The sequence below is a fragment of the Microvirga sp. TS319 genome, assembly GCF_041276405.1.
In the GTDB taxonomy this organism is placed as follows: domain Bacteria; phylum Pseudomonadota; class Alphaproteobacteria; order Rhizobiales; family Beijerinckiaceae; genus Microvirga.
On the sequence record NZ_JBGGGT010000002.1, the window covers coordinates 887,521 to 912,544 of the forward strand.

The 25,024-nt window shown below is 57.8% G+C and carries 29 protein-coding genes; 20 read left to right on the plus strand and 9 right to left on the minus strand.

What is annotated here, in order from left to right; genetic code table 11:
• Positions 1 to 92: 92 nt before the first annotated feature.
• Positions 93 to 713: a response regulator FixJ gene (gene fixJ, locus AB8841_RS13485; RefSeq protein ID WP_370436347.1), complete on the minus strand. Its 621-nt coding sequence runs from the start codon at positions 711 to 713 to the stop codon at positions 93 to 95.
• 471 nt (positions 714 to 1,184) lie between these two features.
• Between fixJ and flgB the strand changes: the two genes are divergently transcribed.
• The 16 genes from flgB to AB8841_RS13565 all read left to right on the plus strand — a co-directional run bounded on the left by flgB (position 1,185) and on the right by AB8841_RS13565 (position 14,040).
• The gene (gene flgB / locus AB8841_RS13490) at positions 1,185 to 1,568 is read left to right on the plus strand and encodes a flagellar basal body rod protein FlgB (RefSeq protein ID WP_370436348.1); all 384 of its coding nucleotides are present in this window, start codon (positions 1,185 to 1,187) and stop codon (positions 1,566 to 1,568) included.
• Positions 1,568 to 1,987: a flagellar basal body rod protein FlgC gene (gene flgC, locus AB8841_RS13495; protein ID WP_370436349.1), complete on the plus strand. Its 420-nt coding sequence runs from the start codon at positions 1,568 to 1,570 to the stop codon at positions 1,985 to 1,987. The genes flgB and flgC overlap by 1 nt, the downstream gene beginning before the upstream one ends.
• Position 1,988: 1 nt before the next feature.
• Positions 1,989 to 2,321, plus strand: coding sequence for a flagellar hook-basal body complex protein FliE (locus AB8841_RS13500; RefSeq protein WP_370436350.1), 333 nt, complete (start codon positions 1,989 to 1,991; stop codon positions 2,319 to 2,321).
• A gap of 10 nt (positions 2,322 to 2,331) precedes the next feature.
• Positions 2,332 to 3,120: a flagellar basal-body rod protein FlgG gene (gene flgG / locus AB8841_RS13505; RefSeq protein ID WP_370436351.1), complete on the plus strand. Its 789-nt coding sequence runs from the start codon at positions 2,332 to 2,334 to the stop codon at positions 3,118 to 3,120.
• A gap of 23 nt (positions 3,121 to 3,143) precedes the next feature.
• Entirely contained in the window at positions 3,144 to 3,605 is a 462-nt protein-coding gene (gene flgA / locus AB8841_RS13510) for a flagellar basal body P-ring formation chaperone FlgA (protein WP_370436352.1), read from the plus strand.
• The gene (gene flgI / locus AB8841_RS13515; RefSeq protein WP_370436353.1) at positions 3,602 to 4,702 is read left to right on the plus strand and encodes a flagellar basal body P-ring protein FlgI; all 1,101 of its coding nucleotides are present in this window, start codon (positions 3,602 to 3,604) and stop codon (positions 4,700 to 4,702) included. The genes flgA and flgI overlap by 4 nt, the downstream gene beginning before the upstream one ends.
• Positions 4,699 to 5,208 (plus strand): MotE family protein, encoded by a 510-nt coding sequence (locus AB8841_RS13520; RefSeq protein WP_370436354.1) that lies wholly within the window; start codon positions 4,699 to 4,701, stop codon positions 5,206 to 5,208. Before flgI ends, AB8841_RS13520 begins: the two co-directional genes overlap by 4 nt.
• Positions 5,205 to 5,903 (plus strand): flagellar basal body L-ring protein FlgH, encoded by a 699-nt coding sequence (flgH, locus tag AB8841_RS13525; RefSeq protein ID WP_370436355.1) that lies wholly within the window; start codon positions 5,205 to 5,207, stop codon positions 5,901 to 5,903. Before AB8841_RS13520 ends, flgH begins: the two co-directional genes overlap by 4 nt.
• Before the next feature lie 21 nt (positions 5,904 to 5,924).
• Positions 5,925 to 6,434, plus strand: a complete 510-nt coding sequence (locus AB8841_RS13530; RefSeq protein WP_370436356.1) for a flagellar basal body-associated FliL family protein — start codon at positions 5,925 to 5,927, stop codon at positions 6,432 to 6,434.
• Between the two features lie 76 nt (positions 6,435 to 6,510).
• Positions 6,511 to 7,254: a flagellar type III secretion system pore protein FliP gene (gene fliP / locus AB8841_RS13535; protein WP_370436357.1), complete on the plus strand. Its 744-nt coding sequence runs from the start codon at positions 6,511 to 6,513 to the stop codon at positions 7,252 to 7,254.
• An 87-nt stretch (positions 7,255 to 7,341) separates the two neighbouring features.
• Entirely contained in the window at positions 7,342 to 8,988 is a 1,647-nt protein-coding gene (gene fliF, locus AB8841_RS13540) for a flagellar basal-body MS-ring/collar protein FliF (protein WP_370439266.1), read from the plus strand.
• Entirely contained in the window at positions 8,988 to 9,644 is a 657-nt protein-coding gene (locus tag AB8841_RS13545) for a hypothetical protein (RefSeq protein WP_370436358.1), read from the plus strand. The genes fliF and AB8841_RS13545 overlap by 1 nt, the downstream gene beginning before the upstream one ends.
• The gene (locus AB8841_RS13550; protein ID WP_370436359.1) at positions 9,638 to 10,852 is read left to right on the plus strand and encodes a MotB family protein; all 1,215 of its coding nucleotides are present in this window, start codon (positions 9,638 to 9,640) and stop codon (positions 10,850 to 10,852) included. Before AB8841_RS13545 ends, AB8841_RS13550 begins: the two co-directional genes overlap by 7 nt.
• Positions 10,852 to 12,141, plus strand: a complete 1,290-nt coding sequence (locus AB8841_RS13555; protein ID WP_370436360.1) for a chemotaxis protein MotC — start codon at positions 10,852 to 10,854, stop codon at positions 12,139 to 12,141. The genes AB8841_RS13550 and AB8841_RS13555 overlap by 1 nt, the downstream gene beginning before the upstream one ends.
• Positions 12,138 to 13,472: a flagellar hook-length control protein FliK gene (locus tag AB8841_RS13560; protein ID WP_370436361.1), complete on the plus strand. Its 1,335-nt coding sequence runs from the start codon at positions 12,138 to 12,140 to the stop codon at positions 13,470 to 13,472. The genes AB8841_RS13555 and AB8841_RS13560 overlap by 4 nt, the downstream gene beginning before the upstream one ends.
• A complete protein-coding gene (locus tag AB8841_RS13565; protein WP_370436362.1) occupies positions 13,417 to 14,040 on the plus strand; it encodes a transglycosylase SLT domain-containing protein in 624 nt (207 codons plus the stop codon). Before AB8841_RS13560 ends, AB8841_RS13565 begins: the two co-directional genes overlap by 56 nt.
• 115 nt (positions 14,041 to 14,155) lie before the next feature.
• Here AB8841_RS13565 and AB8841_RS13570 read toward each other — a convergent pair whose 3' ends face one another.
• The 8 genes from AB8841_RS13570 to motA all read right to left on the minus strand — a co-directional run bounded on the left by AB8841_RS13570 (position 14,156) and on the right by motA (position 20,003).
• Positions 14,156 to 14,686, minus strand: a complete 531-nt coding sequence (locus tag AB8841_RS13570; RefSeq protein ID WP_370439267.1) for an AprI/Inh family metalloprotease inhibitor — start codon at positions 14,684 to 14,686, stop codon at positions 14,156 to 14,158.
• A gap of 199 nt (positions 14,687 to 14,885) precedes the next feature.
• Complete coding sequence (locus tag AB8841_RS13575) at positions 14,886 to 15,386, minus strand: hypothetical protein (protein WP_370436363.1); 501 nt, start codon at positions 15,384 to 15,386, stop codon at positions 14,886 to 14,888.
• Positions 15,383 to 16,447, minus strand: coding sequence for a flagellar biosynthesis protein FlhB (gene flhB, locus AB8841_RS13580; protein ID WP_370436364.1), 1,065 nt, complete (start codon positions 16,445 to 16,447; stop codon positions 15,383 to 15,385). The genes AB8841_RS13575 and flhB overlap by 4 nt, the downstream gene beginning before the upstream one ends.
• A gap of 16 nt (positions 16,448 to 16,463) precedes the next feature.
• On the minus strand, positions 16,464 to 17,492 hold the full coding sequence (locus AB8841_RS13585) for a flagellar motor switch protein FliG (protein ID WP_370436365.1): 1,029 nt from the start codon (positions 17,490 to 17,492) through the stop codon (positions 16,464 to 16,466).
• Between the two features lie 13 nt (positions 17,493 to 17,505).
• On the minus strand, positions 17,506 to 17,781 hold the full coding sequence (fliN, locus tag AB8841_RS13590) for a flagellar motor switch protein FliN (protein WP_370439268.1): 276 nt from the start codon (positions 17,779 to 17,781) through the stop codon (positions 17,506 to 17,508).
• Between the two features lie 113 nt (positions 17,782 to 17,894).
• The gene (locus AB8841_RS13595) at positions 17,895 to 18,209 is read right to left on the minus strand and encodes a hypothetical protein (protein WP_370436366.1); all 315 of its coding nucleotides are present in this window, start codon (positions 18,207 to 18,209) and stop codon (positions 17,895 to 17,897) included.
• Positions 18,190 to 19,119 carry a flagellar motor switch protein FliM gene (locus tag AB8841_RS13600; RefSeq protein ID WP_370436367.1) on the minus strand — a complete coding sequence of 310 codons (930 nt, stop codon included), beginning with the start codon at positions 19,117 to 19,119 and terminating at the stop codon, positions 18,190 to 18,192. The genes AB8841_RS13595 and AB8841_RS13600 overlap by 20 nt, the downstream gene beginning before the upstream one ends.
• 2 nt (positions 19,120 to 19,121) lie before the next feature.
• The gene (gene motA / locus AB8841_RS13605) at positions 19,122 to 20,003 is read right to left on the minus strand and encodes a flagellar motor stator protein MotA (RefSeq protein WP_370436368.1); all 882 of its coding nucleotides are present in this window, start codon (positions 20,001 to 20,003) and stop codon (positions 19,122 to 19,124) included.
• 200 nt (positions 20,004 to 20,203) lie between these two features.
• Here motA and flgF point away from each other — a divergent pair, with 200 nt between their 5' ends.
• The 4 genes from flgF to flgK all read left to right on the plus strand — a co-directional run bounded on the left by flgF (position 20,204) and on the right by flgK (position 25,021).
• Positions 20,204 to 20,929, plus strand: coding sequence for a flagellar basal-body rod protein FlgF (flgF, locus tag AB8841_RS13610; RefSeq protein ID WP_370436369.1), 726 nt, complete (start codon positions 20,204 to 20,206; stop codon positions 20,927 to 20,929).
• Positions 20,929 to 22,260 (plus strand): flagellar protein export ATPase FliI, encoded by a 1,332-nt coding sequence (gene fliI / locus AB8841_RS13615; RefSeq protein WP_370436370.1) that lies wholly within the window; start codon positions 20,929 to 20,931, stop codon positions 22,258 to 22,260. Before flgF ends, fliI begins: the two co-directional genes overlap by 1 nt.
• Before the next feature lie 91 nt (positions 22,261 to 22,351).
• Positions 22,352 to 23,539 carry a flagellar hook protein FlgE gene (locus tag AB8841_RS13620; protein WP_370436371.1) on the plus strand — a complete coding sequence of 396 codons (1,188 nt, stop codon included), beginning with the start codon at positions 22,352 to 22,354 and terminating at the stop codon, positions 23,537 to 23,539.
• Positions 23,540 to 23,569: 30 nt separating this feature from the next.
• Positions 23,570 to 25,021 carry a flagellar hook-associated protein FlgK gene (gene flgK / locus AB8841_RS13625; protein ID WP_370436372.1) on the plus strand — a complete coding sequence of 484 codons (1,452 nt, stop codon included), beginning with the start codon at positions 23,570 to 23,572 and terminating at the stop codon, positions 25,019 to 25,021.
• The last annotated feature ends 3 nt before the right edge of the window (positions 25,022 to 25,024 follow it).

Consider the following 25,024-nt stretch of genomic DNA (forward strand, 5'->3'; position numbering starts at 1 on the left):
ATCAAGGCTGCTCTGGAGGCTACGGGTTCGGTCAACAAGGTGCCATGCAACAGGCAGCGCGTCAGAGGCTTACGTTCTTCTAAAGAATGACATTAGTTGATGGTGACGGCCTCGACGAAGAGGGCCATTCGGATCAACTCGGAAAGGCTTCGTGCCTCCATCTTGGCCATGACATTCGAGCGGTGAATCTCGACGGTCCGGATGCTGATGTTGAGCTCATGGGCGATGGCCTTGTTCGCCTTTCCTTCCACCAAGCAGTCCAGAACCTGACGCTCGCGCTGAGAAAGGGACTGAAGTCGGGCTTGGGTCTTGAGCAATTCCTGGCTTCTCCGGACGCTCTTTTCGTCACACACAAGTGCAAACCGAACGACCTCCAGGAAGCGGTCTTCACGGAAAGGTTTCTCGAGAAAGTCGATGGCTCCAGCCTTCATGGCCTCAACCGCAAGTGGGATGTCGGCATGCCCTGTCATGACGATGATGGGCACGTTGAAACCTCTCTCATTAAGGCGCCGGATGAACTCCAGACCGTCGATCCCAGGCATGCGGACATCTGTAACGATGCAACAGCGGCCCGGATCAGGGACTTCCCTGAGGAAAGAGTTGGCCGACTCGTACAAGCGAACGTTAAGACCGGCGGATACCAGCAGGAAGGAGAGCGCTTTGCGCACTCCAACGTCATCGTCCACCACATATACGACCGCCCCGCTCGACATTGGGCTTACTCTCCTATTTCTGCCAAGGGAAGGGCAAGGCGCGCCTCGAGCGAACCCCAAAGCGGAAGCGATCGTCTGCCATATGCCCCCGAGCCGCCAGACAGTTTGATGCCGATACTCACGATACACTTGTGCTCGTAACCGTCTCCAGGCGCTTCTTCAAGACCCTGATAAGCGTAGCTGAACATCGAAATCTGCTTGGCCCCGATCCGCGGTCCCGGCGGTCCTAAGACTTGGCGATGAGGATCGCTCAGAGCTGTTCCGTACTGAAATTCCATTCATCACCAGATGCGGTCTTTATAACGCTATATCGTCAAAGCGTTGTTCCCTTTTGCGGACATGAGAGACGGCTGCGAGATGCCCACTGAGGACATAAGGGGCCATCGGAGCGTCTGGGCACGGGCAACAAGTCAGCCCCATGCAAGGTTGCTTGGGTAAATGCACATTTACCCTGATGGCTTGGAGATCTCCGTGACGTCACCTGTCTATCTGTTCGATCTGGCATCGCGGCAGGCGCAATGGCTCGCAGCGCGGCAGACCACGATCTCAGGAAACATCGCGAACGCGAACACACCGGGCTATCGCGCGAGGGACGTCGAGCCCTTTGTCGATATTCTGGACAAAACCAAATTGGCTATGGCTGCGACGAACAACGGGCATATTGGCTTCGATGCGTCCCGACCGGACGCCATGAAGGTAAAGAAGGCCGATACCTGGGATACCGTCTACTCACGCAACTCCGTCAGCATGGAGCAAGAGTTGATCAAGGCCGGGGAAGTCGATCGGCAGCACTCTTTGAACACCAGTATTATCAAAGCATTCCATCGGATGCTGCTGTCGACGGTGAGAACTTGATGACGATTGATCCTCTTGTCGCATCTACGAAACTTTCCAGCGCGGGGCTTGAGGCGCAATCGGCGCGTCTGCGCGTGATTTCCGAAAACGTTGCGAACGCCCAGTCCACGGGACGTACGCCCGGATCCGACCCCTACGCTCGAAAGACGATTACATTCAAATCGGCACTCGACCGGGCGTTAGGGGCTTCATCCGTTTCCGTGAAGGACGTCGGAAGAGACGATACGCCATTCCCGGTCGAGTACGATCCCGGCAATCCTGCTGCGGATGCAAACGGAATGGTGAAAAAGCCAAACGTCAACATGCTGATCGAGATGGCCGACATGCGCGAAGCCAACCGGTCGTACCAGGCTAACCTGCAAATGATGAAGCAGGCCCGTGCGATGATTTCCGCAACCATCGACCTAATGAGAGGCTGATATGATCAGTGCAGCATCCTCGATCACGTCCCTGATCGATCATTCATCCGCGGTAAGCTCCGTATCGACGGCTACCGTCAGGCCGGTTGCCACCGCACCTTCGAGCGGGGTCGGGCAGGTCAGCTTTCTTGACACCATGGCTCAGGTCGCCTCAACGGCAATCGATACTTTGAAATCGGGCGAGGCGTCTTCCATTTCGGGTATCCAGGGCAAGGCTTCGGTGCAGCAGGTGGCGGAAGCCGTGATGGCTGCCGAGCAGACACTCCAGACGGCAATCGCGATCCGCGACAAGGTTGTCGCGGCCTATCAAGAAATCGCCCGGATGGCGATCTAAGGAGATGACAATGAGAGCGCTTGCCATTGCTGCGACGGGCATGAATGCTCAGCAGCTCAACGTCGAGGTCATCGCGAACAACATCTCGAACGTGAACACGACGGCGTTCAAGACCGCCCGCGCCGAATTCACGGACCTGCTGTATCAAGCCGAGCGCGCGCAGGCAGTCCCGACGCAGACAGGGGCGAGCCCGGTCCCAGAGGGTGCAATGCTAGGCCTCGGTGTGCGTGCCGCGGCAATTCGCAATCTGCACAGGCAAGGGTCTCTCACGAATACGTCGAACCAGTTCGACCTTGCCTTGAATGGAAGGGGTTGGTTCCAGGTGGATTCGCCCAATGGCGAAACCGTCTATACGCGGGCTGGCGCCTTCAACAAGGATGCCAACGGCCAGCTTGTCACGCTTGACGGTTACACGCTCAATCCGCCGATCATCGTTCCTCAGAACGCCATCGACGTGACGATCAACGAGTCGGGTGAGGTCTTCGCCAAGATCGACGGGCAAACAAACCCACAGAACATCGGACAGTTGACGCTTGCGAACTTCACCAATGATGCAGGCCTCGAGCCTCTCGGAGGTAATTATTACCGGGAAACGATTGCATCCGGAGCGCCTACAGTTGGAGTCCCGTCTGATCCCGGCTACGGCAAAATTCATCAAGGCTATCTTGAGGCTTCGAACGTCGACGCCATCAAGGAAATTACCAACCTCATCACGGCTCAGCGTGCATTCGAGATGAACTCCAAGGTCATTCAGGCAGCGGATGACATGGCTGGGACAGTCTCGAAGGGTATTCGCTGAGCGAACTGATGCCGGGTGATCTTATGAGACGTTTACTTCGCTTCGCAGCATTTGCGGCTACGGTTGCCATCATAATTCAACCAGCACTCGGCGAGGAGCGCGTGCTCCCAGTTCCGGCCGTCACGATCTATCCTGGCGACACGATCAGCGAATCGATGCTCAAGGACAGGGCGTTCCCTGAGAACTACCGTTTCCGGACGGCCGTCGTGGAGTCGCCGCGCGTCCTGGCCGGTAAAATGGCCCGCCGGACATTGCTGCCGGGAGAGCCGATTCCCATGAATGCCGTTGACGATCCGAAACTCGTCACGCGCGGAGTTCAGACGGCCATCTTGTTCGAAGAGGGTGGCTTGTCGATCATCGGCATTGGGATTCCATTGCAGTCGGGCACCTTGGGTGAGACGATTCAGGTGAAGAACGTCGATAGTGGCCGGATCATTACGGGACGCGTTCAATCCGACGGCAGGATCAGGATCGGCATCCAATGATTATCCGAGCTATTCTGCTTGTTCTGGGCATTCTCGTTGCATCCCAGGCCGCGGCGGCCACGCGCATCAAGGACGTAGCCAATGTCCAGGGCGTCCGTGACAATCAGCTGATCGGCTATGGCCTGGTCATGGGACTCCAGGGCACGGGCGATACGCTTCGTAACTCCCAGTTTACCGAGCAAGCTCTGCAGTCGATGTTGGACCGCATGGGGGTGAATGTCAGAGACGTCAATCTGAGAACCAGAAACGTTGCGGCGGTTATCGTAACGGCTGATCTTCCCCCCTTCGTAGGGCCTGGATCGCGGATAGACGTAACAGTCACCTCCATGGGCGATGCATCGTCCCTGAAGGGTGGCACTCTGATGTTGACGGCCCTTCAGGGGGGCGACGGTCAGATCTATGCCGTGGCTCAGGGCGCCATCGTGGTATCTGGCTTTTCGGCGCAAGGACAGGCGGAAACGCTGACGTCCGGCGTTGCGACGTCCGGCCGTATCGCGAACGGCGCCCTGGTTGAACGAGAGGTCTGGGGAGGGTTCGATGCCGTCGGGACGCTCGCCTTCGAGCTCAAGAACCCGGATTACAAGACGGCCACTCTGGTCACTGACGCGATCAATCAATATGCGCAGCACCGGTTCGGGATTCGCGTCGCTGCTCCGAAGGATTTTCGCACCGTCGTTCTTCAGAGGCCGAAGAATATCGCGGCAACCCGATTCATCGCCGAACTGGGTGATATCGAGATCCAGCCGGACACGCCGGCCCGTATCGTGGTGGATCAGAGGACCGGAACGGTCGTTATCGGCAAGAATGTGCAGATTTCAACCGTTGCCATTACTCACGGTGCCCTGACGATCCGCGTCACGGAGATGCCGGAGGTTTCCCAGCCTGATCCCTTATCATTCGGTCAGACGGTGGTTGTGCCGCGAACACAGATCTCTGCTGCAGAGGAGCGGGTGCCGCTTGCGATCGTCAGAGGTTCCGATCTGCAAACTTTGGTCAAAGGCCTGAATCAGATGGGACTTAAACCTTCCGATGTCATCGCGATATTGCAGGCGGTAAAGACCGCAGGAGCCCTCCAAGCAGAACTGGTGGTCCAATGATGAAGCACAAAGCTTTGACAATGGCACAGGTGCTCGCAGTTGGAGCGATGGTCGCGTCTGGCACGCCCGGATTTGCCTTTGCCGAGGAAAAGACGGCCGATGTCAAGAGCAACAACTATTGCGCAAATATTGCCGATGCAGCTGCAGATGCTCGCTTTGCTCTCCAGAAAGCGGAACTCGCCAGTATGGAGAAGGAAATTGAGGGAAGGCTCAAAATCCTTGAGGCCAAACGTGCCGAATACGAGGAGTGGCTTCGCCGCCGCAATGAGGTTCTGAAGAGGGCCGACGAAACGGTCGTGGCAATCTATTCACGCATGCGACCGGATGCGGCCGCGCTGCAATTGATCAACATGGAAGAAGAGATTGCGGCGGCGGTCGTCGCCCGGCTCAACCCTCGAACGGCAAGCGCCATTCTGAATGAAATGGAGCCGGCGCGTGCAGCTCAGCTGGCCAATATCATCACAGACGCTCCTAAACGAGTTGCGAGCAACGGGAGGAAAGATTGAGATTTGTCATTGCTATTGGCAGCCTCTGCCTTCTCGCAGCTTGTGCAACCCGTCCCGAGGACCTCGGTCGAGAGCCGACGATGTCGCCTGTCGGAGCAGGCATAGCGGTGGAGCGGGAGCCGCTTCCCGGAGTGTTCAGGAGCACGGCCAGTGCGGCGCCCAACTCCACCTGGAGCAACATTAGCGCCGATCTGTTCACCAGTCCCCGCGCACGGCAGGTCGGCGATATTGTCACGGTCAATATCCAGATCGACGATAAGGCCCAGTTCGACAATGCAAGCGACCGATCCCGTTCATCGTCGATCGACGCCGGACTTAGCTATGGATTTGCCTTCAAGGGCTGGCAAGCCGACGGAAAGGGCGATGTGGGGCTGGATTCTTCCTCGTCGTCAAAGGGGCAGGGTACGATCGACCGCTCCGAGAAGCTGCGCCTCTCCGTTGCCGCCATTGTGACGGAGGTCCTCCCCAACGGAAACGTCATCATCAGCGGCTCCCAGGAGGTCCGGGTCAACTATGAGGTGCGAATATTGAACATCGCTGGTATCGTTCGCCCGCGCGATATCTCGCCGAGAAATACAATCAGTTACGACAAGATTGCCGAGGCGCGTGTTTCGTACGGCGGCCGTGGACGGATCATGGAAGTGCAACAGCCTGCCTACGGACAGCAGATCTATGATGCCGTGGTTCCGTTCTGAGCAGGTCGATAGGAATATCCCATGGCAGAGAACCTCGCGTTGCCTCCACCATCTCGTCAGACGTCAGAAAAGGAAGGCATCAAAAGCCTCCTTCTGACGCTTGCTCTGCTGACGCTTCTGTCTGCTCTCGTGGGCGGCGGCTTTGGGTTGTCTATCGTTACGAATATCGAAAAGAGGATCGAGGAGAAATACTCATCGCAGGTTGGGCAAGTGGGGGAGAAAAGTCCGTACTCTGGCGATATCACCGTTAAGAAGCTGGCCCCCGTTGTCGCCAATCTTGCTGCTTCCGAAACGGATTGGATCCGCCTCGAGGCGTCCGTCGTCTACAAAGCTGGCTTTGAGTTCAATCCCGATCTTGTCGCAGCTGAGGCCCGACAGGATATCCTCGCATATCTGAGGACCGTTACGCTGGCTCAGATCCAGGGAGCAAGCGGGCTCCTTCATGTGAGAGAGGATCTCAACGAACGTGTTAAACTCAGATCGAAAGGGATGATTCAGGAACTCGTTCTCGAGACCCTCGTCGTACAGTAATCGGACGACCCTCATTCATATAAATATTGTGGAGGCGCCTCATCCGGAGGTGTCTTCGTGGCGAAAGCACTCATTCATGAGAATTCGGCTTGTTTTCACGAGTTTGTTCCTTCTTCTCCTGACGGGAGCTGGCGCGTATGCTCAGGTTCCGAGTCTCGAGAACCTCCTCCCACCCGGCGATGGAGCGGCAAGCGGACGAATCATTCAAATCGTCGTCCTGCTGACGGTACTTTCTCTCGCACCGGGCCTTCTCATCATGGTGACGAGCTTCACCCGCTTTGTCGTCGCGTTTTCCTTTCTGCGCTCCGGCTTGGGACTGCAAAGCACCCCGGCTAACATCTTCTTGATCAGTCTCTCTCTTTTCATGACATTCTTCGTTATGGGCCCGACTTTCGACAAGGCATGGAACGAGGGTGTCCGACCTCTGACGGAGAACAGAATTACAGAGGCTGAGGCCTTTACCAGGACGGCCGATCCATTCCGAGAGTTCATGCTCGTCCATGTTCGTCCAAAAGACCTCCAGACGTTCATCGATCTGGCATCCGCCAACTATCCCGCGGCCGGGGAGGGGGAAAAGATCGATATGCGCATCCTTATCCCCGCATTCATGATTTCAGAGCTAAGGAGAGGCTTCGAGATCGGCTTCCTGATTGCTCTTCCCTTTCTGGTCATCGACATGATCGTGGCGACGCTTGTGATGTCCATGGGCATGATGATGATGCCGCCGACGGTCCTGGCTCTTCCCTTCAAGATCCTCTTTTTCGTGCTTATCGACGGTTGGAACATTCTCGTCAGCGGATTGGTCCGGTCCTATTTTTGAAACTCCCGAGCAAGGGCAGCAATCCTCGCACAAGGTTAGTGGCGCAAGAAGAAATCTCGATTGGCCTTATCATTGCCGAGATTTTCGATGCCCGGTCGCCAGCATGCCGAAAGATTGTGGACTAGTCTGATGCAGCTTGGGGCCCGCCGATTGGCGGCCCTGGCGGCAATCGGCCTTGTGGTGTTCTTTGCCGTTGGCATCGGTGCCTACTATCTCAGCCGCCCGGCCCAGGAGACGCTCTACACCGGCCTTGACCGCGAGGATGTCGGCCGAATGGGGGCAGTCCTCAAGGACGCGGGAATTGCGTTCGACGTCAGCTCCGATGGAACGGCGCTTCTCGTAAGCTACGGCAATACGGCTCAGGCCCGAATGTTGCTCGCCGAAAAGGGGCTGCCTCACAGCACGAAGTCCGGCTATGAGCTGTTTAACGATCTCGGGTCCCTGGGCCTGACCTCCTTCATGCAGGAGGTCACCAAGGTGCGTGCCCTCGAAGGGGAACTGGCTCGTACCATTCAGGGGATGAAGGGCATCAAGGCTGCCCGCGTTCACATCGTGCTGCCGGAACGGGGTTCATTCCGGCGAGAACAGCAACCTCCGTCAGCTTCCGTAGTGATCCGAACGTCGCCTTCCGACGATACGTCCTCAGCGCAGGCGATCCGTCATCTCGTGGCTGCGGCCATTCCCGGTATGGCCGTCGACAAAGTGACGGTCATGAATACCGAGGGAACCCTGCTGGCGTCGGGAGACGAAGCCGCCAATGCATCGTCAGGCAAGCTGGCCAATCTTGAGAAAACCGTTGGGCTTGAGATTCAGGACAGTATCCGGAGGACCCTATCACCCTATCTCGGCGTCGGAAACTTCGAGATCAGCGTCGCCGCGCGTCTTAACACGGATAAGGTGAGCACCAACGAAACGATCTTCAATCCGGATTCCAAGGTTGAGCGCTCGACACGAACCGTGCGCGAAACTGAAGTTTCCCAGAATAAATCCGGCCAGCGGCCCACGACCGTTCAGCAGAACCTTCCGGAGGAGAACGTTCGCGGAGACTCGAACGACAGCTCAAGCGAGGACAACCAGCGTCGGGAAGAGCTGACCAACTACGAGATCTCTTCCAAGACGATTCAAACCGTTAGCGATGGCTATTCCATCAGGAACCTCTCGGTTGCGGTATTGGTCAACAAGTCGCGCATTGCATCCCTGCTTGGCGAAGGGGCAAGCTCGGGTGAGATCGAGGCAAAGGTCTCAGAAATCGAGCAACTGGTATCTTCTGCGGCTGGGTTCAACAAAGATCGTGGAGACCAGATCAAGGTCGCTGCCGTAAGTTTCGTCGACGATAGCGGAGTGATGCAACCTGTCCCTGGGCCGTCGGTAGCCGAAATCCTGATGCGCCAATTCGGAACGGTTGTGAACGCTCTGACGGTGCTCGCTCTCTGTGCGATGCTGATCTGGTTCGGATTGCGTCCCGCCGTTCGTATGCTCATCGCCCGGCACCAGGCCGACATAGAGATTCAGCGCGAGCAGATGGCTGCATTGGCGGCAGTCGAGGCCGCGAAGGAGCTCCAGATCGCTGAACAGGAAGGGGAGATGCAGCAGCATGCTCTTGAGGATAATTCCAACCAGCCATTGATCGAAATGCCCCGGACGCCGCAGCGGAAGCTGGAACAGATTGTCGAGCTTAGCGAAGAGCAAGCCGCTGCCGTTCTGAAACAATGGCTCCGGCAAGAGGCCGCATAATGTCAGGGTCCATTGCAAGCCTTATCAGCGATTTTTCCAGCCCTGCCGCGACCGATGGAATGGGGATTGGTATCCTGCGCCGGGTGCGGCAGGCTCCCGAGTCGGAGACGGCTCCGGTTCAGCCGGTTGTTGATCGTCAGGCAGAACTGCTCAAATCCCTCGAGCTCCGGGTGCGGGCGGAAGAGCAGGAAGCTGCCCGCACGCAGCTTGAGCAGGTCCTGAAGTCGGAGCAGGAGCGCCACCGTGAGGAGCTGGCCACTCAACGGGAGATCTGGATCGAGCAGGAGGCGCGACAACTATCGATGCAGATCGTGACCGCGATCGGCAATCTTGAGGGCGCCCTGGCCGAGAAGGCGGCCAGAATCTTGTCGTCCGTCATTCCGGAAGCACTCCGGCACAGCGCTATCAGCGAGTTCACGGAAGCGCTTCGCACGATACTCTCAGGAGAGTCCGGCCCGCTCGTGAGAGTAACGGGACCGGCAGATATTCTGACGGCAATCGAGGCCTGCATCGTGCCCCGCGATGGTGTTGTCGAGTTCATTCCGACCGATGCCGTCGAGGTGATCCTCGTTGCGGGTGACACAATCGTACAGACACAGTTCAGCGGTTGGTCCGATCGGCTGCAGAGTGCTCTAAAGGCAATGTCGCCATGCTGAATACAGGCAAGCAGGAAATCATCATCGTTCGCCGCAGTGACGATGACGACGGCGCTGTCAAGGGCGGCGCATGGAAAATCGCTCATGCCGACTTCATGACAGCCATGATGGCATTCTTCCTGATCATGTGGCTCATCGGGGTCTCGGATCAGGACACGAAGACCGGTGTGGCAAATTACTTCAATCCCGTTCAGTTGGCCGACTCGACTTCGAACAAGAAAGGGCTGGACGATCCCCAGAATGTTCCTCCCGAACGCGAGACCGAGAACAACAAGAAAGGAAGGGAAAAAGGAAGCGGCTCAGGCACGGGGGGGAAATCCGAACAATTGCAGAAGCCTCGTTTTAAGGAGGGGGCACTGTTTCAGGACCCCTACGCCGTGCTCGCAAAGATTGCCGAGGATATCGAGCCGAACCCCCACGATACTCTCGGCGCGGACGTGACGCCCGGTGAGAGCGACGTTCCGGGATTGAGCAGCGGGGAGGTTTTCAGAGACCCTTTCGACCCGCTCTACTGGCAGGTCGCTCCTGTCGAGGACTTGAAGACGGAAACTCCGCCTAAGCCGCGAACGGCAAGTCCGCCTCCAAAGGCCGAGATTGACGTCCTGGCTCCATCCAATCCGAAGCAGACCGTCGTGGAGCATTCCGCCTCGGGGTTGGCGAAGGCTGCATCGACCCAGGCTAAGCCGCCGGTTGAAGCGCAATCCTCCGTCGATGAAGGAGGAGGCAACGCGAGCCTGGAGGATGCCGCTGATCGGAAAGCCGCAGAACTCAAGAAGGAAATCATGAACGCGGTTCAGCCTGGATCAGATGCGGCACCCAAGCCTCACATCGAAGTGCGGCGGACAGGTGCGGGCACTATGATCAGTTTGACGGACGATTTCGACTTCTCGATGTTTGCGGTTGGCTCCGCCGAGCCCCATGCCAAGGTCGTCCAGGCCATGGCGAAGATTGCAGCAATCCTGCAGTCCCGTCCTGGAAAGATCGTCATTCGAGGGCACACGGACAGCCGGCCTTTCAGGTCTGCGAACTACGACAACTGGCGCTTGTCTCAAGCGCGAGCGCAAATGGCATTGTATATGCTTGTACGTGGCGGATTGGACGAGAACCGAATCGTGCGGGTCGAAGGCCATGCTGATCGTGATCCGAAGATTCCGTCGGATCCGAAGGCTGACCAGAACCGGCGGGTCGAAATATTGCTTCAGGAGTGATGACGGTGAACGGTCGACGCCAGGCTGCTCTTATGTTTGCTCTATTGAGCGCATCCGGTTCTGCCCTCGCCGAAGTCAAGCCGGACAGCGAGGCCAGTCCACCGATCGTAGAGGAGCAAGGGCAGAAGGAGGGCGTTTCGCCGCCCGTGCAGATGGTCCGAACCTTGCAGCTGATGCAGGATCAAATTGCCCTGGGTTCGACAGAGGCCCATACGGGGCAACGAGGCCTGCTGACGATTCTGGACAGCCGATTCATGGCGATGGAGCCTGACGTCTGGATGGATCGCAAGAATATCCATGCTGCTATCGCCTTGACACTGAGCGGCGGCAAGCCGCAGATCCTCAGGAAGCTCTTGGAGATGGGTGACCCCGCTCTACCTCTGGAGCATCGTACTTTGGTCGAGGGCGCTTTGGCCTATGTCGAGGGCCGGGAGGAGGAGGCGAAGGGTAAGCTGATGGCCGTGGACTTGCGGTCGCTGCCGCCGATGCTTGGCGCCCAGATCGCTCTGGTTCAATCGGCCCTTCTCGTTCGATCCGACGTGAAAAAATCCAGCGATCTCCTGGATTTCGTCAGGCTGCAAGCTCCGGGTACGCTTCTCGAAGAGGGGGCATTGCGGCGCCAGGTCTTCGTCGCCAGCCAGATGGGAGAGATGACGAAGTTTCTCGCGCTCACAGCAGACTATTTGCGTCGCTACCGTCATTCGGTTTACGCGGGGAACTTCAGGCAGCGTTTGGCCGCAGCTTTGACGAGAATCGACTTTGGAAAGGATCCGGCACTTTTCGCCAATGTCGTGAAAGTGCTGGAGGATCTGGAGCTGGAGCCGAGGCTAGATCTTTACCTCCTGGCTGCTCGCTCGTCTGTCGATCAGGGATTTACGGAATCCGCTCGCATGCTGGCCGACAAGGCGCGGGATCTGTCGGAGGGTGATGTCGTCCGCTCTACGAGGGCAAAACTTTATCGTGCGGCAGCCTTGATCGTACGCCCGGAGAGCATCGGTTCAGCCGTGGCGGATCTGAAGAGTATCGATAAATCCCTTCTTCCGGAACGAGACGCCACTATCCTTGCGACAGCCTTGTCGATAGCCGGGCAAATACGGCAACCCCCCGCTGGCGACACGGTCGGGCCCCGGAACGCAGCGGGTCCGATAACGGCTCAGGCCGACGCCGCTGCTCCAAAGACTGCGACGGCGGAGCAAGCGCCAGAACAGCCAGCGGCGTTATCAAAGGCGCGCAACATTTTGAGCCGCATCGATAAACTGATCAAGAACCAGGCGTCGACCGTTCAATGAACCCGTTTGACACTCTGTCCCGAAATCTCCCCCGGCCGGTCGATGCGCAATCCGCGCGGGAACCCGCTGTAGCTGCCGAGGGATCGAATGGGAAATCTGCATCCTCTGATGCGGACAGCTTCAGTACCTTCCTCCAGGGACTGTCCGATCGTCCGCAACGAGGTGCAGCGACCTCCCAGCCGGGCGACGGAACGGGTGCGCCTGAGCCGGCCGCTCAAGATAACACCGGTGAAGTCGGTGGATTCGACATTGCGAATTCGGTCCTGACTCTTCTGCAGGGAATTCTTCCGCCGGTATCCGGACAGCAGGTGAGTGCCGCAAGATCCGATGCAAATGGGCAGCAGAATGACCCCTCGGCATCACTTTCATTGGGGGGGATCCTGCAGTCGCCCGATGAAAACGGTGTTCCATCCCTGACAGAAGCTCCAAAGCTGATGATCGCAGTTCGGCATCAGGAGACGCATTTCAAGCCCGTACTCGAGAATTTCGAAACAGGGCTGGAAGCGGGCGACACGGTCGAAGGTGAAGCCTCACCTGAGGTTCTGCTCGGCAACGACCCTCTTCGCAAGTCGCCGACGCCTGGAGCCCCGGACTGGCGGGGCCCTGCCAAGGCTATGCATTCGTCGAACCAGTCTATCCCGGAGACGCAAGGTTTACCCCATGAAAAAGGGGAGGGCGAGGATATCCAGTCGGCTCAACCGATCGCCCGGCGCACCAGCGGCACCCCGGAACTGCGGAATGAGGGCAACGCCAACATTGCAAAGGCAGAGGATCCGGTCAGTCTTCCCACGGAGACGCTCCATAGGATCGCCAGCGCGGTCAGGTCGGATCTTCGAGCTGTATCAGGAAGTGTCCTGCCTCAATCGCCCCAGGGCAGCGAAGCCAATCACACGTTCTCCATCAAGGCTTCCGAGAGCGCGCTCAGAGTCCTTCACCTGCAGCTTCATCCGGCCGACCTGGGCTCAGTGACGATCAAGATGAGGCTTGCGGGCGAAAGCCTTGAAATGGAGTTGCATGTTGAGCGGGAAGAAACGGCTCAGCTATTGCGCCACGACTCGGAGAAGCTCTCGGCGCTCCTGCGTGGTTCCGGATATCGCCCAGACGTCATCAGTGTACAGGTGACCGACGGCGCTGTTCAGGATCGCGCCGCTCCACGGCCGCAGGGCGAGATGCAGATGAACGGCCAGTCGTTTCAGCACGGAGGAGCCGGGCAACGGGGGCATTCCCGAGACCAGGAAAAACCATATGCCAGTACGAGAGCAGAGCACCATAGGAATGTGGAGGAGGATCGGGGTCCGGACGGCGATCGCTCTAGCGGCGTTTACCTATAGCCTGGCAGCCTCGCTTTCAGCCGAGACGGAATCCGGAAGTCAGCTCTGTGAACGGGAGATGTTGCGGGCATCGGCGAAATACGGTGTTCCTGTCGGGATGTTGTATTCGGTCGGCCTGACGGAAACGGGTCGCCGGGGGTCACTTCAGCCATACGCCATGAACGTCGAAGGACGAGCCGTCTTTTCGAAGACTATCGCCGAGGCCGTTCAGCGGTTTGACGAGGCGCAGAGGGCAGGTGCCAAACTGATCGATCTCGGCTGCATGCAGATCAATCATTACTACCATCGTGACAAATTTTCGTCTCTGGAAAGCATGCTGAATCCCCGGAACAACGTCGAATACGCCGCTCGCTTTCTCAGTGAGCTCAAAGGGCGTCACGAAACATGGACGATGGCGGTAGCCCGCTATCACGCAGGTCCGGATAATGATCCAGCCCAAAAGCGCTATGTGTGCCGCGTGATCGCGAACATGGTCGCAACGGGTTTTGGCGAATGGACGCCGAATGCCCGCTCGTTCTGTGCCGATGCGCCGGGCTTGAGGCCGGGGCAGACAGCTTCCGACGGTTGAACGTCCTGAATTGAAGGATCGGATGTGGGTTCGATGTCACGTCCGATGCGCTCCTCCAGGAGAGAGCAACGGGTTCACTCCCAAAAGTGCAAGTCCACTTCCCGCGTCCGATGCACTAGCGGGTCATCTGGAGGCGAGCACCGGATTGATTGAACGTCCCGTTCAGAGAAGCCTCGGTGCCCTCAAGACGAGCAATCTCCACGCCCCGGGTAAGGAGAGTCACGTTGCTTCCTTCAAACTTCCACAGGTTGACACGGCGAAGCGCCTCGTTATCGCACTTGGAAACGGATGCTTTGTAGAGGTCTAGGGACGCGGTGTTGGAAAGATGGACAATGCATGACTTCCCGTCCGCATCACGAACTCTCCAGGTTCCGGTGTATGAAGACGCGCGTCGTGGTGCACTGAAAATGCCTGGAGGCGACACGGCGGCAATCGATGGGTGCGCTGAAGCCGCAGGCATTGAAGGCTCGCTCGAAGGCGAAATCGGTTCCACGACAGGCATCATTGTCCGGCTTGTCGTTGGAACTTCGCCAGGAGGCCGAGGATCGTTCGGCAGCCCGCTGTCGCGATAATACCGCTGCCGGCCGGATATGGGCGGTTCTACACTCGCGGGCGCGTTTTCGACGGAATAGCCCAGTCCCGACATAACAAGCGGGCGCTGATGAGCAGACGATCCGCCCCATGGTGCCGAGTACTGCGAATAGCTACGTTGTGTATCGACGGGTCCCCAAGGCCCTTGTGAATGCAGGCTGTTCCCGGAATTGCAGCCGGCGAGCAAGCCGACGACCGGGAAGAGTAGAAGGGAGAAGGCGCCTCGTACCACGATCTGCACTCAATGTCCGATGTTAATGCCGCAAAGAGTCCGTCGGACAGTAAGGAGAACGGAAACGAGGCGGCAAAGGTCTGAGACGAGCCGAAGTAACGATCTTCGCGAAGAAATGAGGATCGAAATCAGCCTCGGGAAGCTCCTCCAGAAGAACTCTGTTAATATGAACCCCGACCGAGAATTCGCCGAGAATCAACTTGAAGTCAACGCTAACGACATCGTGCGCGAACTCCATATCGAGGACGACGCAGGGTGGCTGGCCAAGCGCTGTGCTAATTGCCGCTGAACGGGCATAAGACAATGTATGGCCCTTGAAGAAGAGCTCGGCACAGGATGAAACGATCTCGTCCATGTTTCCGTGCAGCTCGTTGCTCACATAGGACTGAATGATCTCGGCATCTACGAGACAGAAGTCAGCGATGACATCCTTGATGTTGCAGGCGAGTACCTCTTCGAACGCATTTACGTCAACATACCCGCGGAAGGACGTTGCTGGAGCCCTATCGGAAAGTCTTTTCATTTCGATCTCGTAAGGATGTAGAAGAGGATCTGAGCGACGGCCTTATAAAAATCCGGAGGAATCATGCGATCCACTTCGACATGATCGTACATGGATCTTGCCAGAGGCTTGTCCTCGATCACCGGAATGCCGTGCTTCTCGGCAGTTTCGCGAATCTTTAACGCAATGAGATCCTTGCCTTTTGCGACGACGATGGGGGCACTCGCCTCGCTTCGCTCATAACGAAGCGCGATTGCATAGTGCGTCGGATTGGCGATTACGAAAGTAGCCTTTGGGACAGCGGCGAGCATGCGCTTGCGGGCCCGATCTTGAGCCAAGGAACGCATCCGCGCCTTGACCATCGGGTCACCTTCCATCTGCTTGTACTCTTCCTTGACTTCCTGCGGAGTCATCTTCAGATCGCTGCGCCATTTGAGACGCGCCCAAACCAGGTCGGCTGCAACGAGGACGATTGTTGCGATGGCAATTGCCGACACCAGTCGCATCGCCATGCTCAGCATAAGCTCCGGAATGAGAGTCGGGTCACTGAACATAGCGTTGAAGACCTTGTGTTGCTCCGATCTCAGGAGCAGAATGGACACGATGGTAATGGTTCCGAATTTGAACAGCGACTTGGCGAACTCGACGAGGCCAGTACGGCTGAAGATCCGACTCCACCCGCTAACCGGCGAGATCCGGTTCCATTGAGGCCGTATCCGTTCGGATACGAAGGACGGCAGATTCTGGAAAATTGAAGCGGCGAGGCTGCAGCCGGCCAGGATCGCAATGATCGGAAACAGGAAGCGGCCGACTTCAAGGGAAACCGCCTGAAACAGAGCCACTGCATCCACGCCCGAGTTCAGGCGAAAGTCCTGGGGGCGATCGATGAAGAGCGACAGCTTTTCCGTCAGGAACTTCGTGCTGCTTGACGCAACGAAGGTCAGAACCAGAAGAATTCCGAGTATGGACGCAAATATCGGCGCTTCTCTCGAGAAAGGTATGTTTCCCTTCTCGAGAGCATCTCGAACCTTCTTGTCGGAAGGTGCTTCGGTCTTGCTGTCCTTGTCCTCGGTGTCTGACATCGGTCGCTAGCGGCGCTTACACGAAGGACTCGTCTTCAGTTTCGGAGTTGATGACGATCTCGCCACGTCCGGCCATATCCAAAGCAAGATCCGTGATCGAACGACGAGCCTCGGTAATATCGCGCTGAGGTGACGGCTCCTTGCTGCTCAACTCGTGCTCGATCATGCGGCGGACGCGTGACGAGAGAGCTGCCAGGACTACTTTGCGGAACTCTTCGTTTGTGCCCTTCAGTGCCAGAACCACACGATCCGGCGGAACCTGATCGAACAGTGTCGTACGATCCCTTGGGGTCAGCTTCACGATGTCGTCGAAGGTGAAGAGAAGGCCTCTCAGGATCTCTGCAGATTTTGGGCGCACGGTTGAAAGGCTGGTGAGCACGTCCTCCATATGCTCACGCTCCATCTTATTGATGATGTCCGCAATTTTGGCGTGAGTATCGGATCCGGCATTCTTCGAGAAGTTCACCATGAAGTCTTCATGGAGTGTTCTTTCGATGTTCTTCATCGTCTCGTCGACAATCGGCTTCATGCTCAGCATACGCCGCATCAAGTTGTTGCGCAGAGGCTGAGGAAGCTGAGCCATGACCTTCGCGGCACATGACGGTTTGACTTTCGTCAGAATAAGTGCCGCGGTTTGGGGATGTTCTTTGAGCAGGTACGAGGCGATAGCGCTTTCGGAAACAGTCGAGATGCGTTCCCAAATACTCCTGTTCGCAGTGCCGGCAACGTCACTGAGTATATCGGCAATCTGCTCAGGCGAAAGAACGCCGGCCAACAGCTTCTCGATATGGGCTACGCTGCCGATAACGTCAGCGCCGTTGGAGAAGTTGGAGGCGAATTCATCTACGAGGGCCTCGATTTGCGCCGGCGACACAGCACCGAGCTGAGCCGCAGACTTCGTGACGACCCGGATCTCGTCCTCGCTGAAGTGTTTTAGGATTCTGTTTGCAGCAGGCTTCCCCATGGCCAGGAGAAGTGTTGCAACGCGTTCCGGCCCTTTCATGGCCTTGGCGCCGCTTGCTCTTACGGGAAAACTCGCAACCATGGGTGCAACCGCTTCAGCCGGTGATGTCGTTGGTGGGTGGGCCAACGATTTCAGTCAGGGAGATGCCGAATCGGGAGTTGTCGTCTTCGACGACGACAACTTCTCCGCGCGCAATGACACGTCCGTTGACAACGACGTCAACAGGCTCGCCGACTCTGTGATCCAGAGGAACGATGGCACCGCGTCCGAGCTTCATGAGGTTCGAGACCGGCATGGTCGCTGAGCCGAGGACGACCTGGATCGTCACGGGAATCCGCAGAATGGAATCGAGGTTGCGGCCATTGTCCATTTTGCCGTCGCGCGAAACCTGGCCACCGAGGCTCTTGCCGAGTTCCCCGTCCTGCTGCCACGTGGCTTTGTCCTGGAAATTATTCTCAAAGGGGTTGGACATGTTACAGATCCTTATACGCTGGAACTGCGGGAGCTTGCCTGGGCCAGCTCTCGGGCAGATTGTGTCAGTGTTTCAAGCTGCCTGGCAGCTTCTCGCGCCTCTTCGATGCGTGCGCCGAGCAATGCGAGCGTCTCGCGGCCCTCGGAGCCGAAGCTCGCAACCGCGTTCTGAGCGCCGATGAGGGCTGCGCCGGTCTTGTCGAAGATGCGTTGATAATCGGCGTGGTACTGATCCAGTCGCTTGAGCTTCCGGTACATCAGGGCAACCATCGCGCTCGTAATGACCAGTGCGACGAAGAGAATGATGTTAGCGAGCGAAGACATCATCAAGAAACTCTTTCTCCTGGTCGATCAATTCATCGATTTTGAGGACGTAGGACCCGTCTGCCTGTCCCATGTGACACCAGAACAGGCTCTGCTGATTGCCTTCGAGCTTGACACGCGACTTGGGCGTAGCCTGTAGCTCGATAACCTGTCCAACCTTCAGTTCTGCGATCTCACCAAGCGAAAGGAAACGCTCCTCGAGAACGGCCGTCAGAGTGATTTCCGTTTTGCTGACTTCATTGGCCATCTGCTTCAGCCAACGCGGATCGCGACTGGTCGATTCCCCCGATACCACCTTCGAAAGTGATTTCCTCATCGGGTTTAGAGCCGATTGAGGAATAATGACGAACATCTCCCCGCCGCGGTTGAGAGCCTGAAGAAGGAACTTGGCTGCGACGGCCTGATTGTTTCTTCGGCCGATGACGGCAAAGTCCATACGGGTCTCGAGACGCTCGAGCTTGAATTTTGTGTTCGAAACGAGAGCGAAGGAGGCCTGGAGTGCCTTTGCGACCTGTTCGAACAGAACCTGAGCCATCCGTAACTCAATGTTCGAGAAGCCGCGGGCCTCTTCGACAGGGGGTTCCGAACCGTCGGATCCGAACAGGACTTCCACCATCGTGTAGACGAAGTCACGATCGAACCCGATGAGGATGTGGCTATCCCAGTCCGGGGCATGAAAGATGCCCGCAACGGCGTTCGCCTCGTACATTTCCAGAATTTCGCTGACGCGACCGCTCTCAATTCCGCTGAGGGAATAGTACATGGGCGAGGCCGCCATGTGGCGGAGGTGTTCTGCGCAGCTCGTAGACATGCGATCGAAGATCACATGGAGCATCGGCAGGCGATCAACGGAAAGACCTGCGGAGTCAAGGAGCATATCGCGAATGTCGCTGGAGCTTTGCATGCCGCTCATGATCAGGCCGCCTCTCTCAGGTCCTCAACGCGGCTGCCCATCGTGGTCGCTGTCTCGACCTCATCGATGGTCGGCCGGTATTCAACGGAAATGCCCTTTCGTCCGTGCTCAACGGCGATCTGCGGCAGAGCGCCGTTCATATAGGCGATAAGTGCCTGTTTCACGATGACATAGACGCGGGTTTGTTTCTCGCGTGTCGCTTTCACTTTGTTGGCGAGCGGGGACAGGAAGGCATATGAGATAAAGATGCCCCCGAAAGTGCCGACGAGTGCCGACGCGATGAGGCCGCCAAGGATTGCAGGCGACTGGTCGATTGCTCCCAAGGCCTTCACGATTCCCAGAACCGCGGCCACGATACCGAGAGCAGGCAACGCTTCCGCGACAGAGGTGAGCGAATAGTACGGCTTCGTGCGATCGCGCTTCAGAGTGGCGATCTCCTCCTCCATAAGCGCCTCGATTTCATGCGGGCGTGCGTTTCCGATGATGATCAGACGCACGTAATCACAGATGAAAAGGGTCAGATCTTTGTCGCTCAGAACGCTCGGGAACGTTTTGAAGATGGTCGATTCTTCAGGCGTGTCGATATGGGATTCAACTTCGTTGCGAGGCTTGTTCTTCAGCTCTCGCAGCAGGGCGTAGAGAAGCCCCAGAATGGCGAGATACTGGTCTCTCTTGGGAACTTTGCCCTTGATGGCCTCAAGCGAGGCTCGGCCAGTATCCTTCAAGAGAGGCATGGGATTTGCGATAATGAACGTGCCGATCGCGATCCCGCAGATAATAACGTATTCCCACGGCTGCCAGATGACGGAAAGATGCCCGCCCATGGCCACATAGCCGCTGACGAGCGAGCCGATGGCAACAACCAATCCGATGATGACGCCCAACCTGATAGTCCTCGTGCAAGCTCATTTCTTCCCCAATTCCTAACCGCGGAGGCTTGCGCGAAGCTGGAACGGACGGGGCAAGCCTCATGCAAGACTGGATTGATAGCTCTGAGCCGCTAGCGCAGGCTGCTTAAGCTGCGCGTTCGGAATATTAACCTATATCGACCATGGCCGCCGAGCCGTGCCTATGGGAGGTCCAGATGCAATCCGCCCTTTACGTGTCGTTGTCGGCTCAGGTCGCGATGGAGAAGCGTCTCACGACCGTTTCCAACAATATCGCCAACATGACGACCGGCGGCTTCCGGGCCGACGAGATCAAGTTCGAAGAACTTCTCTCCCTCGCCGGAAAGAACGATGTCTCCTTTGCCTCATCGGGCCAGAACTTCATCTCGCGTCAGGCTGGGCCTCTGAACAAGACGGACAACCCTTTGGACGTTGCGATCCAGGGAGACGCCTGGTTCGCGTACAGTGGCCCGAATGGCCCGGTCTACACCCGCGACGGCCGCTTCAGCATGAATGAGAATGGTGACCTGCTGACAGTCGACGGTCGCGCGGTTCTCGATTCCGGTGGCGCGCCCATCACACTTGATCCGAATGCCGGCTCTCCGAACATCGCTCGCGATGGAACGATCACCCAGGGAGGCAATCAAGTCGGGATCCTCGGGATGTTCCAGTTGAGCAGCGACAGCCGGCTGACCCGCTACGGGGGCTCGGGCATCATATCCAGCATCCCCGGTGAGGTCGTTCAGGACTTCACATCCAGCGGCGTTCAGCAGGGATACAGCGAGGGATCCAACGTCAATCCGATCCTCGAGATGACGAAGATGATCGCACTCCAAAGGAACTTCGAGAGCGCTGCCACCACGATTCAGGAAAGCGAATCGACACTGATGGACGCGATCCGGACATTGGGGCCTAGCAGCTGATGTACGGGGTGAACATTCTTGGCGAACTTGAGCGTCTCGTCCTTTCCCAAAGCACGGGAAACCGCCTGGTCAAAATTGCCGGTACCATTCGCGAGGTCACTCCCAGCCACTATCGTGTGACGGGGCTGTCTCGGTTCGTCAAGTTGGGAGACCAGGTCGGCTTCGAGGCGAATGACAAGGTTCACACGGGTGAGGTTGTCCGCATTGATCCTGACGGCTTGACGATCAAGCCGTTCAACGGCCGGATCGAGGCTAAGATCGGAACTCCTGCTTTTGTGGTATCGAACAATGGCTTGAGTCCGGATCAAGGCTGGAAAGGGCGAGTCATCAATGCCCTTGGCGAGCCGCTCGACGGGCAGGGGCCCCTGCCGGCCGGGGCCGTGCCGATGCATCAGGATGCCGAACCACCCTCCGCGATGACACGAGCCAGGGTCCATAAACCGCTGCAGACGGGCGTGAAGGCGATCGATCTCTTCACGCCGATCTGCCAGGGCCAGCGCATCGGAATATTTGCGGGTTCGGGCGTGGGAAAATCCACTCTTCTGACGATGCTGGCACGATGTGAGGGGTTCGACACGATCGTCGTCGCACTCGTAGGCGAGCGCGGCCGTGAGGTAAGAGAGTTTCTGGAGGGAGCGATACAGGCCAGCTTGCACAAAGCGGTCCTCGTCGTCTCCACAGGGGACGAGAGCCCGATGATGCGCCGCCAGGCGCCCAGAACCGCGATTTCGGTTGCCGAGTACTTTAGGGACCGCGGCGATTCGGTTCTGCTGATTGTCGACTCGGTGACCCGCTATGCTCATGCCGCGCGCGACGTGGCGCTCGCCGCAGGTGAGCCGGCAGTGGCGCGGGGCTATACTCCCAGTGTTTTCAGCGATTTGCCCCGCCTGCTCGAGAGGGCTGGTCCTGGGGAGGAGGGAAAAGGGTCGATCACCGGCATCTTCTCCGTTCTCATTGATGGCGATGATCATAACGACCCCGTAGCCGACAATATTCGCGGAACGCTCGACGGCCACATCGTTCTCGACCGTTCGATCGCCGATCAGGGCCGATACCCGGCCATCAATGTCCTCGGATCCATCTCCCGCCTCGCAGATCATGTCTGGACACGGGAGCAGAAGGAGCTGGTGCGCCGCCTGCGCGGCATGATCGCCCGCTACGAAGATACCCGCGACCTGCGAATGATGGGCGGATATCAGGCGGGCGCTGACCAGGAGCTCGATCAGGCGGTCGTCCTCGTTCCGAAAATCTATGAAGCCCTTCGGCAGGATCCATCATCTCCCTTGAGCAGGGACGCCTTCATGGATCTCGCTCAGATGCTCAAGCCATGACGATCGACCGGATCGCCCGCCTCCATATCCCAGTCCAGCTTCGCACAAGCATTCTGGTGCTACGCTTCAACTATATTTGCAGGAGTCTCACATGAGCCTTTACGGTGTCCTTCGCAGCGGCGTATCCGGCATGACCGCCCAGTCGAACAAGTTGGGTACGGTTGCCGAGAATATCCAGAACTCGAGCACCAATGGATATAAGCGAGCCTCCACGGAGTTCTCGTCCCTTATCCTGCCATCAAGCGAAGGCGCATATAATTCAGGCTCGGTTACAAGTGCCGTTCGGTATACGATTTCGGACCAGGGCCCGATCAGCTATACGACCTCGGCCACCGATCTGGCGATCTCCGGCAACGGGTTTTTCGTCGTGTCCGATCCGAAGGGATCGCCCTATCTGACGCGGGCCGGCAACTTCGTCGTGGACGGGAAGACCGGCAATCTCCTGAATGCGGCCGGATTTACCCTGATGGGCTTCAGTCTTGCGGACGGGGCAGACACTCCATCGCTGAACAGCCTCGACGGCATGGTCCCTGTCAACCTGGCCTCGTTCGGCATGCAGGCCTCTGCCTCAACGTACGGCACATTCACGGGCAATCTGCCGTACGGTGCGGAGGACGGATCGACCAAGATGTCCTCGCTCCAAGTGTACGACAATGTCGGCAATCCCGTGAAGGTCAACATCAAGCTGGAAAAGGTCGATGAAGCGACCTGGAGAATGACGGTCACCGACGTGGCAGGGGGCGCTCTGGAAGGCGCCGAAACGCCGATGGATCTGACGTTCGACGCCAACGGCAACATCGCTCCTCCCACCGACTTGAAGTTCAAGATTCCCAACGGCAAAGATTTTACTCTCGACATGAAGGGCATGACGCAATTGGCTGGCGAATATTCGCTGACGGGCGCGTCCAACGGCAATGCTCCTTCGGCCGTCAAGAGCGCCGAGTTCGCCACCGACGGGACTGTCTATGCAGTGTACGAGGACGGATCGCGCATCGCCGCCTACAGGATCCCGCTGGCGACGGTTCCAAGCCCCGACAATCTCAGCCCGCGCGCCGGGAACGTCTACGAAGCAACCAACATGTCAGGCGGCTATCAGGTTGGATTCCCCGGGACCGTTGGCTTCGGATCGGTGGCGTCGGGGGCGCTCGAAGGCTCGAATGTCGATATCGGCACTGAACTGACGGCGATGATCGAAGCTCAGACCAGCTACACTGCGAATTCGAAAGTGTTTCAGACCGGATCCGAGCTCCTCGACGTGCTCATGAATCTGAAACGATAGCGTTTCCGGTCGATTCTGAGGGCTTTTGAGATGTCACTTTCGGTTGCCTATAATACGGCTCGGTCGTCGCTGCAGGCTTCGCAATCCCAAATGGCGATTGTTTCCCGCAACACCGCGGGAGCCTCCGATCCGGGATATTCGCGCAAGATCGGCGCCCTTGTTACGACAGGCGGGGTTGCGCGTGTCACGGTGATCCGTGCCAGCGATCGAGCCCTCTTGAACAAGATGCTTGAGACCACTTCGGATGCGGCGATGCAGAAGTCGCTTCTGGAGGGTCTTCAGAAACTGAGTCGGACCATCGGTGACCCGGAGCTGGACGAGTCGCCCGCCGCTCGCATCGGAGCTTTGAAGAACTCGCTTCAGCAATATGCGAATGCGCCCGATGACAACGTATTGGCTCGCGGCTTCGTGAAAGCTGCGTCGGATCTCGCGACGAGCCTGAACCAGGCGACAGCAGAGATCAATGCGGTCCGTAAGGAGGCGCAGGTTCAGATTACGGAATCCGTATCCCGGATCAACGAGATCCTGGCCAAGTTCAAGATGGCGAACGACGAGGTCATGAGCGGAAGTGCCCTCGGCAGGGATGTTTCGGATGCTCTCGATACGAGAGACTACCTCATTGCTCAGCTTTCCGAGGAAATCGGGATCACGGTCGTTCCGAGGGCCGACAACGATATAGCTCTCTATACGGATAGCGGCGTGCCGCTCTTCGACCGGCTGCCCCGTACCGTGAAGTACGACGCGAGCGTTGGACTGGAACCTGGAAAGCCCGGCGGCGCGATCCTGATCGATGATGTTCCAGTCACGGGCGAGCAGTCGCCCATGCCTCTGAGTTCCGGCAGCCTGGTCGGTCTCGTCAAGGTTCGGGACGAGGCCGCGGTCGGATACCAGCGTCAACTCGATGAGCTGGCTCGCGGCTTGATCTCGGCATTCGCCGAAGTCGACAAGACGGGCGGTGGAAAGCCTGATCTCGTGGGCATCTTCACCTATGCGGACGCGCCCGGCATTCCGGCGACGGCGGAGGGACTCGCGGGGCAGATCAGGGTCAACGATGCTGTCGATCCTTCACAGGGTGGAAAGTTCGAGCGGATCCGCGACGGCGGCATCAACGGCGATCCGGCTTACTCCTATGGTGACGGCACCGCGTCCTTCTCGACGCGCCTTTACCAGCTGGTCGATGCCATGGAGGCCGACCGCGGCTTCGATCCGGATCTGGGCCTGGGAAGCAAGATGACTCTGCAGGATTTTGCTTCGTCCTCCGCCGGCTGGGTTGAAGCAAAACGCCAGGACGCGTCGCAACAGGTGGCCTATCGCGAAACACTGCTGGCACAGGCATCCGAAGCCCTTTCGAATGCGACGGACGTCAATATGGATGATGAGACGGCGCTCATGCTCCAGCTCGAGAAATCCTATTCAGCCTCTGCAAAGCTGATCTCCGTCATCAATCAGATGCTTCAGACGCTTCTCAATGCGGTGGGCTAAGAC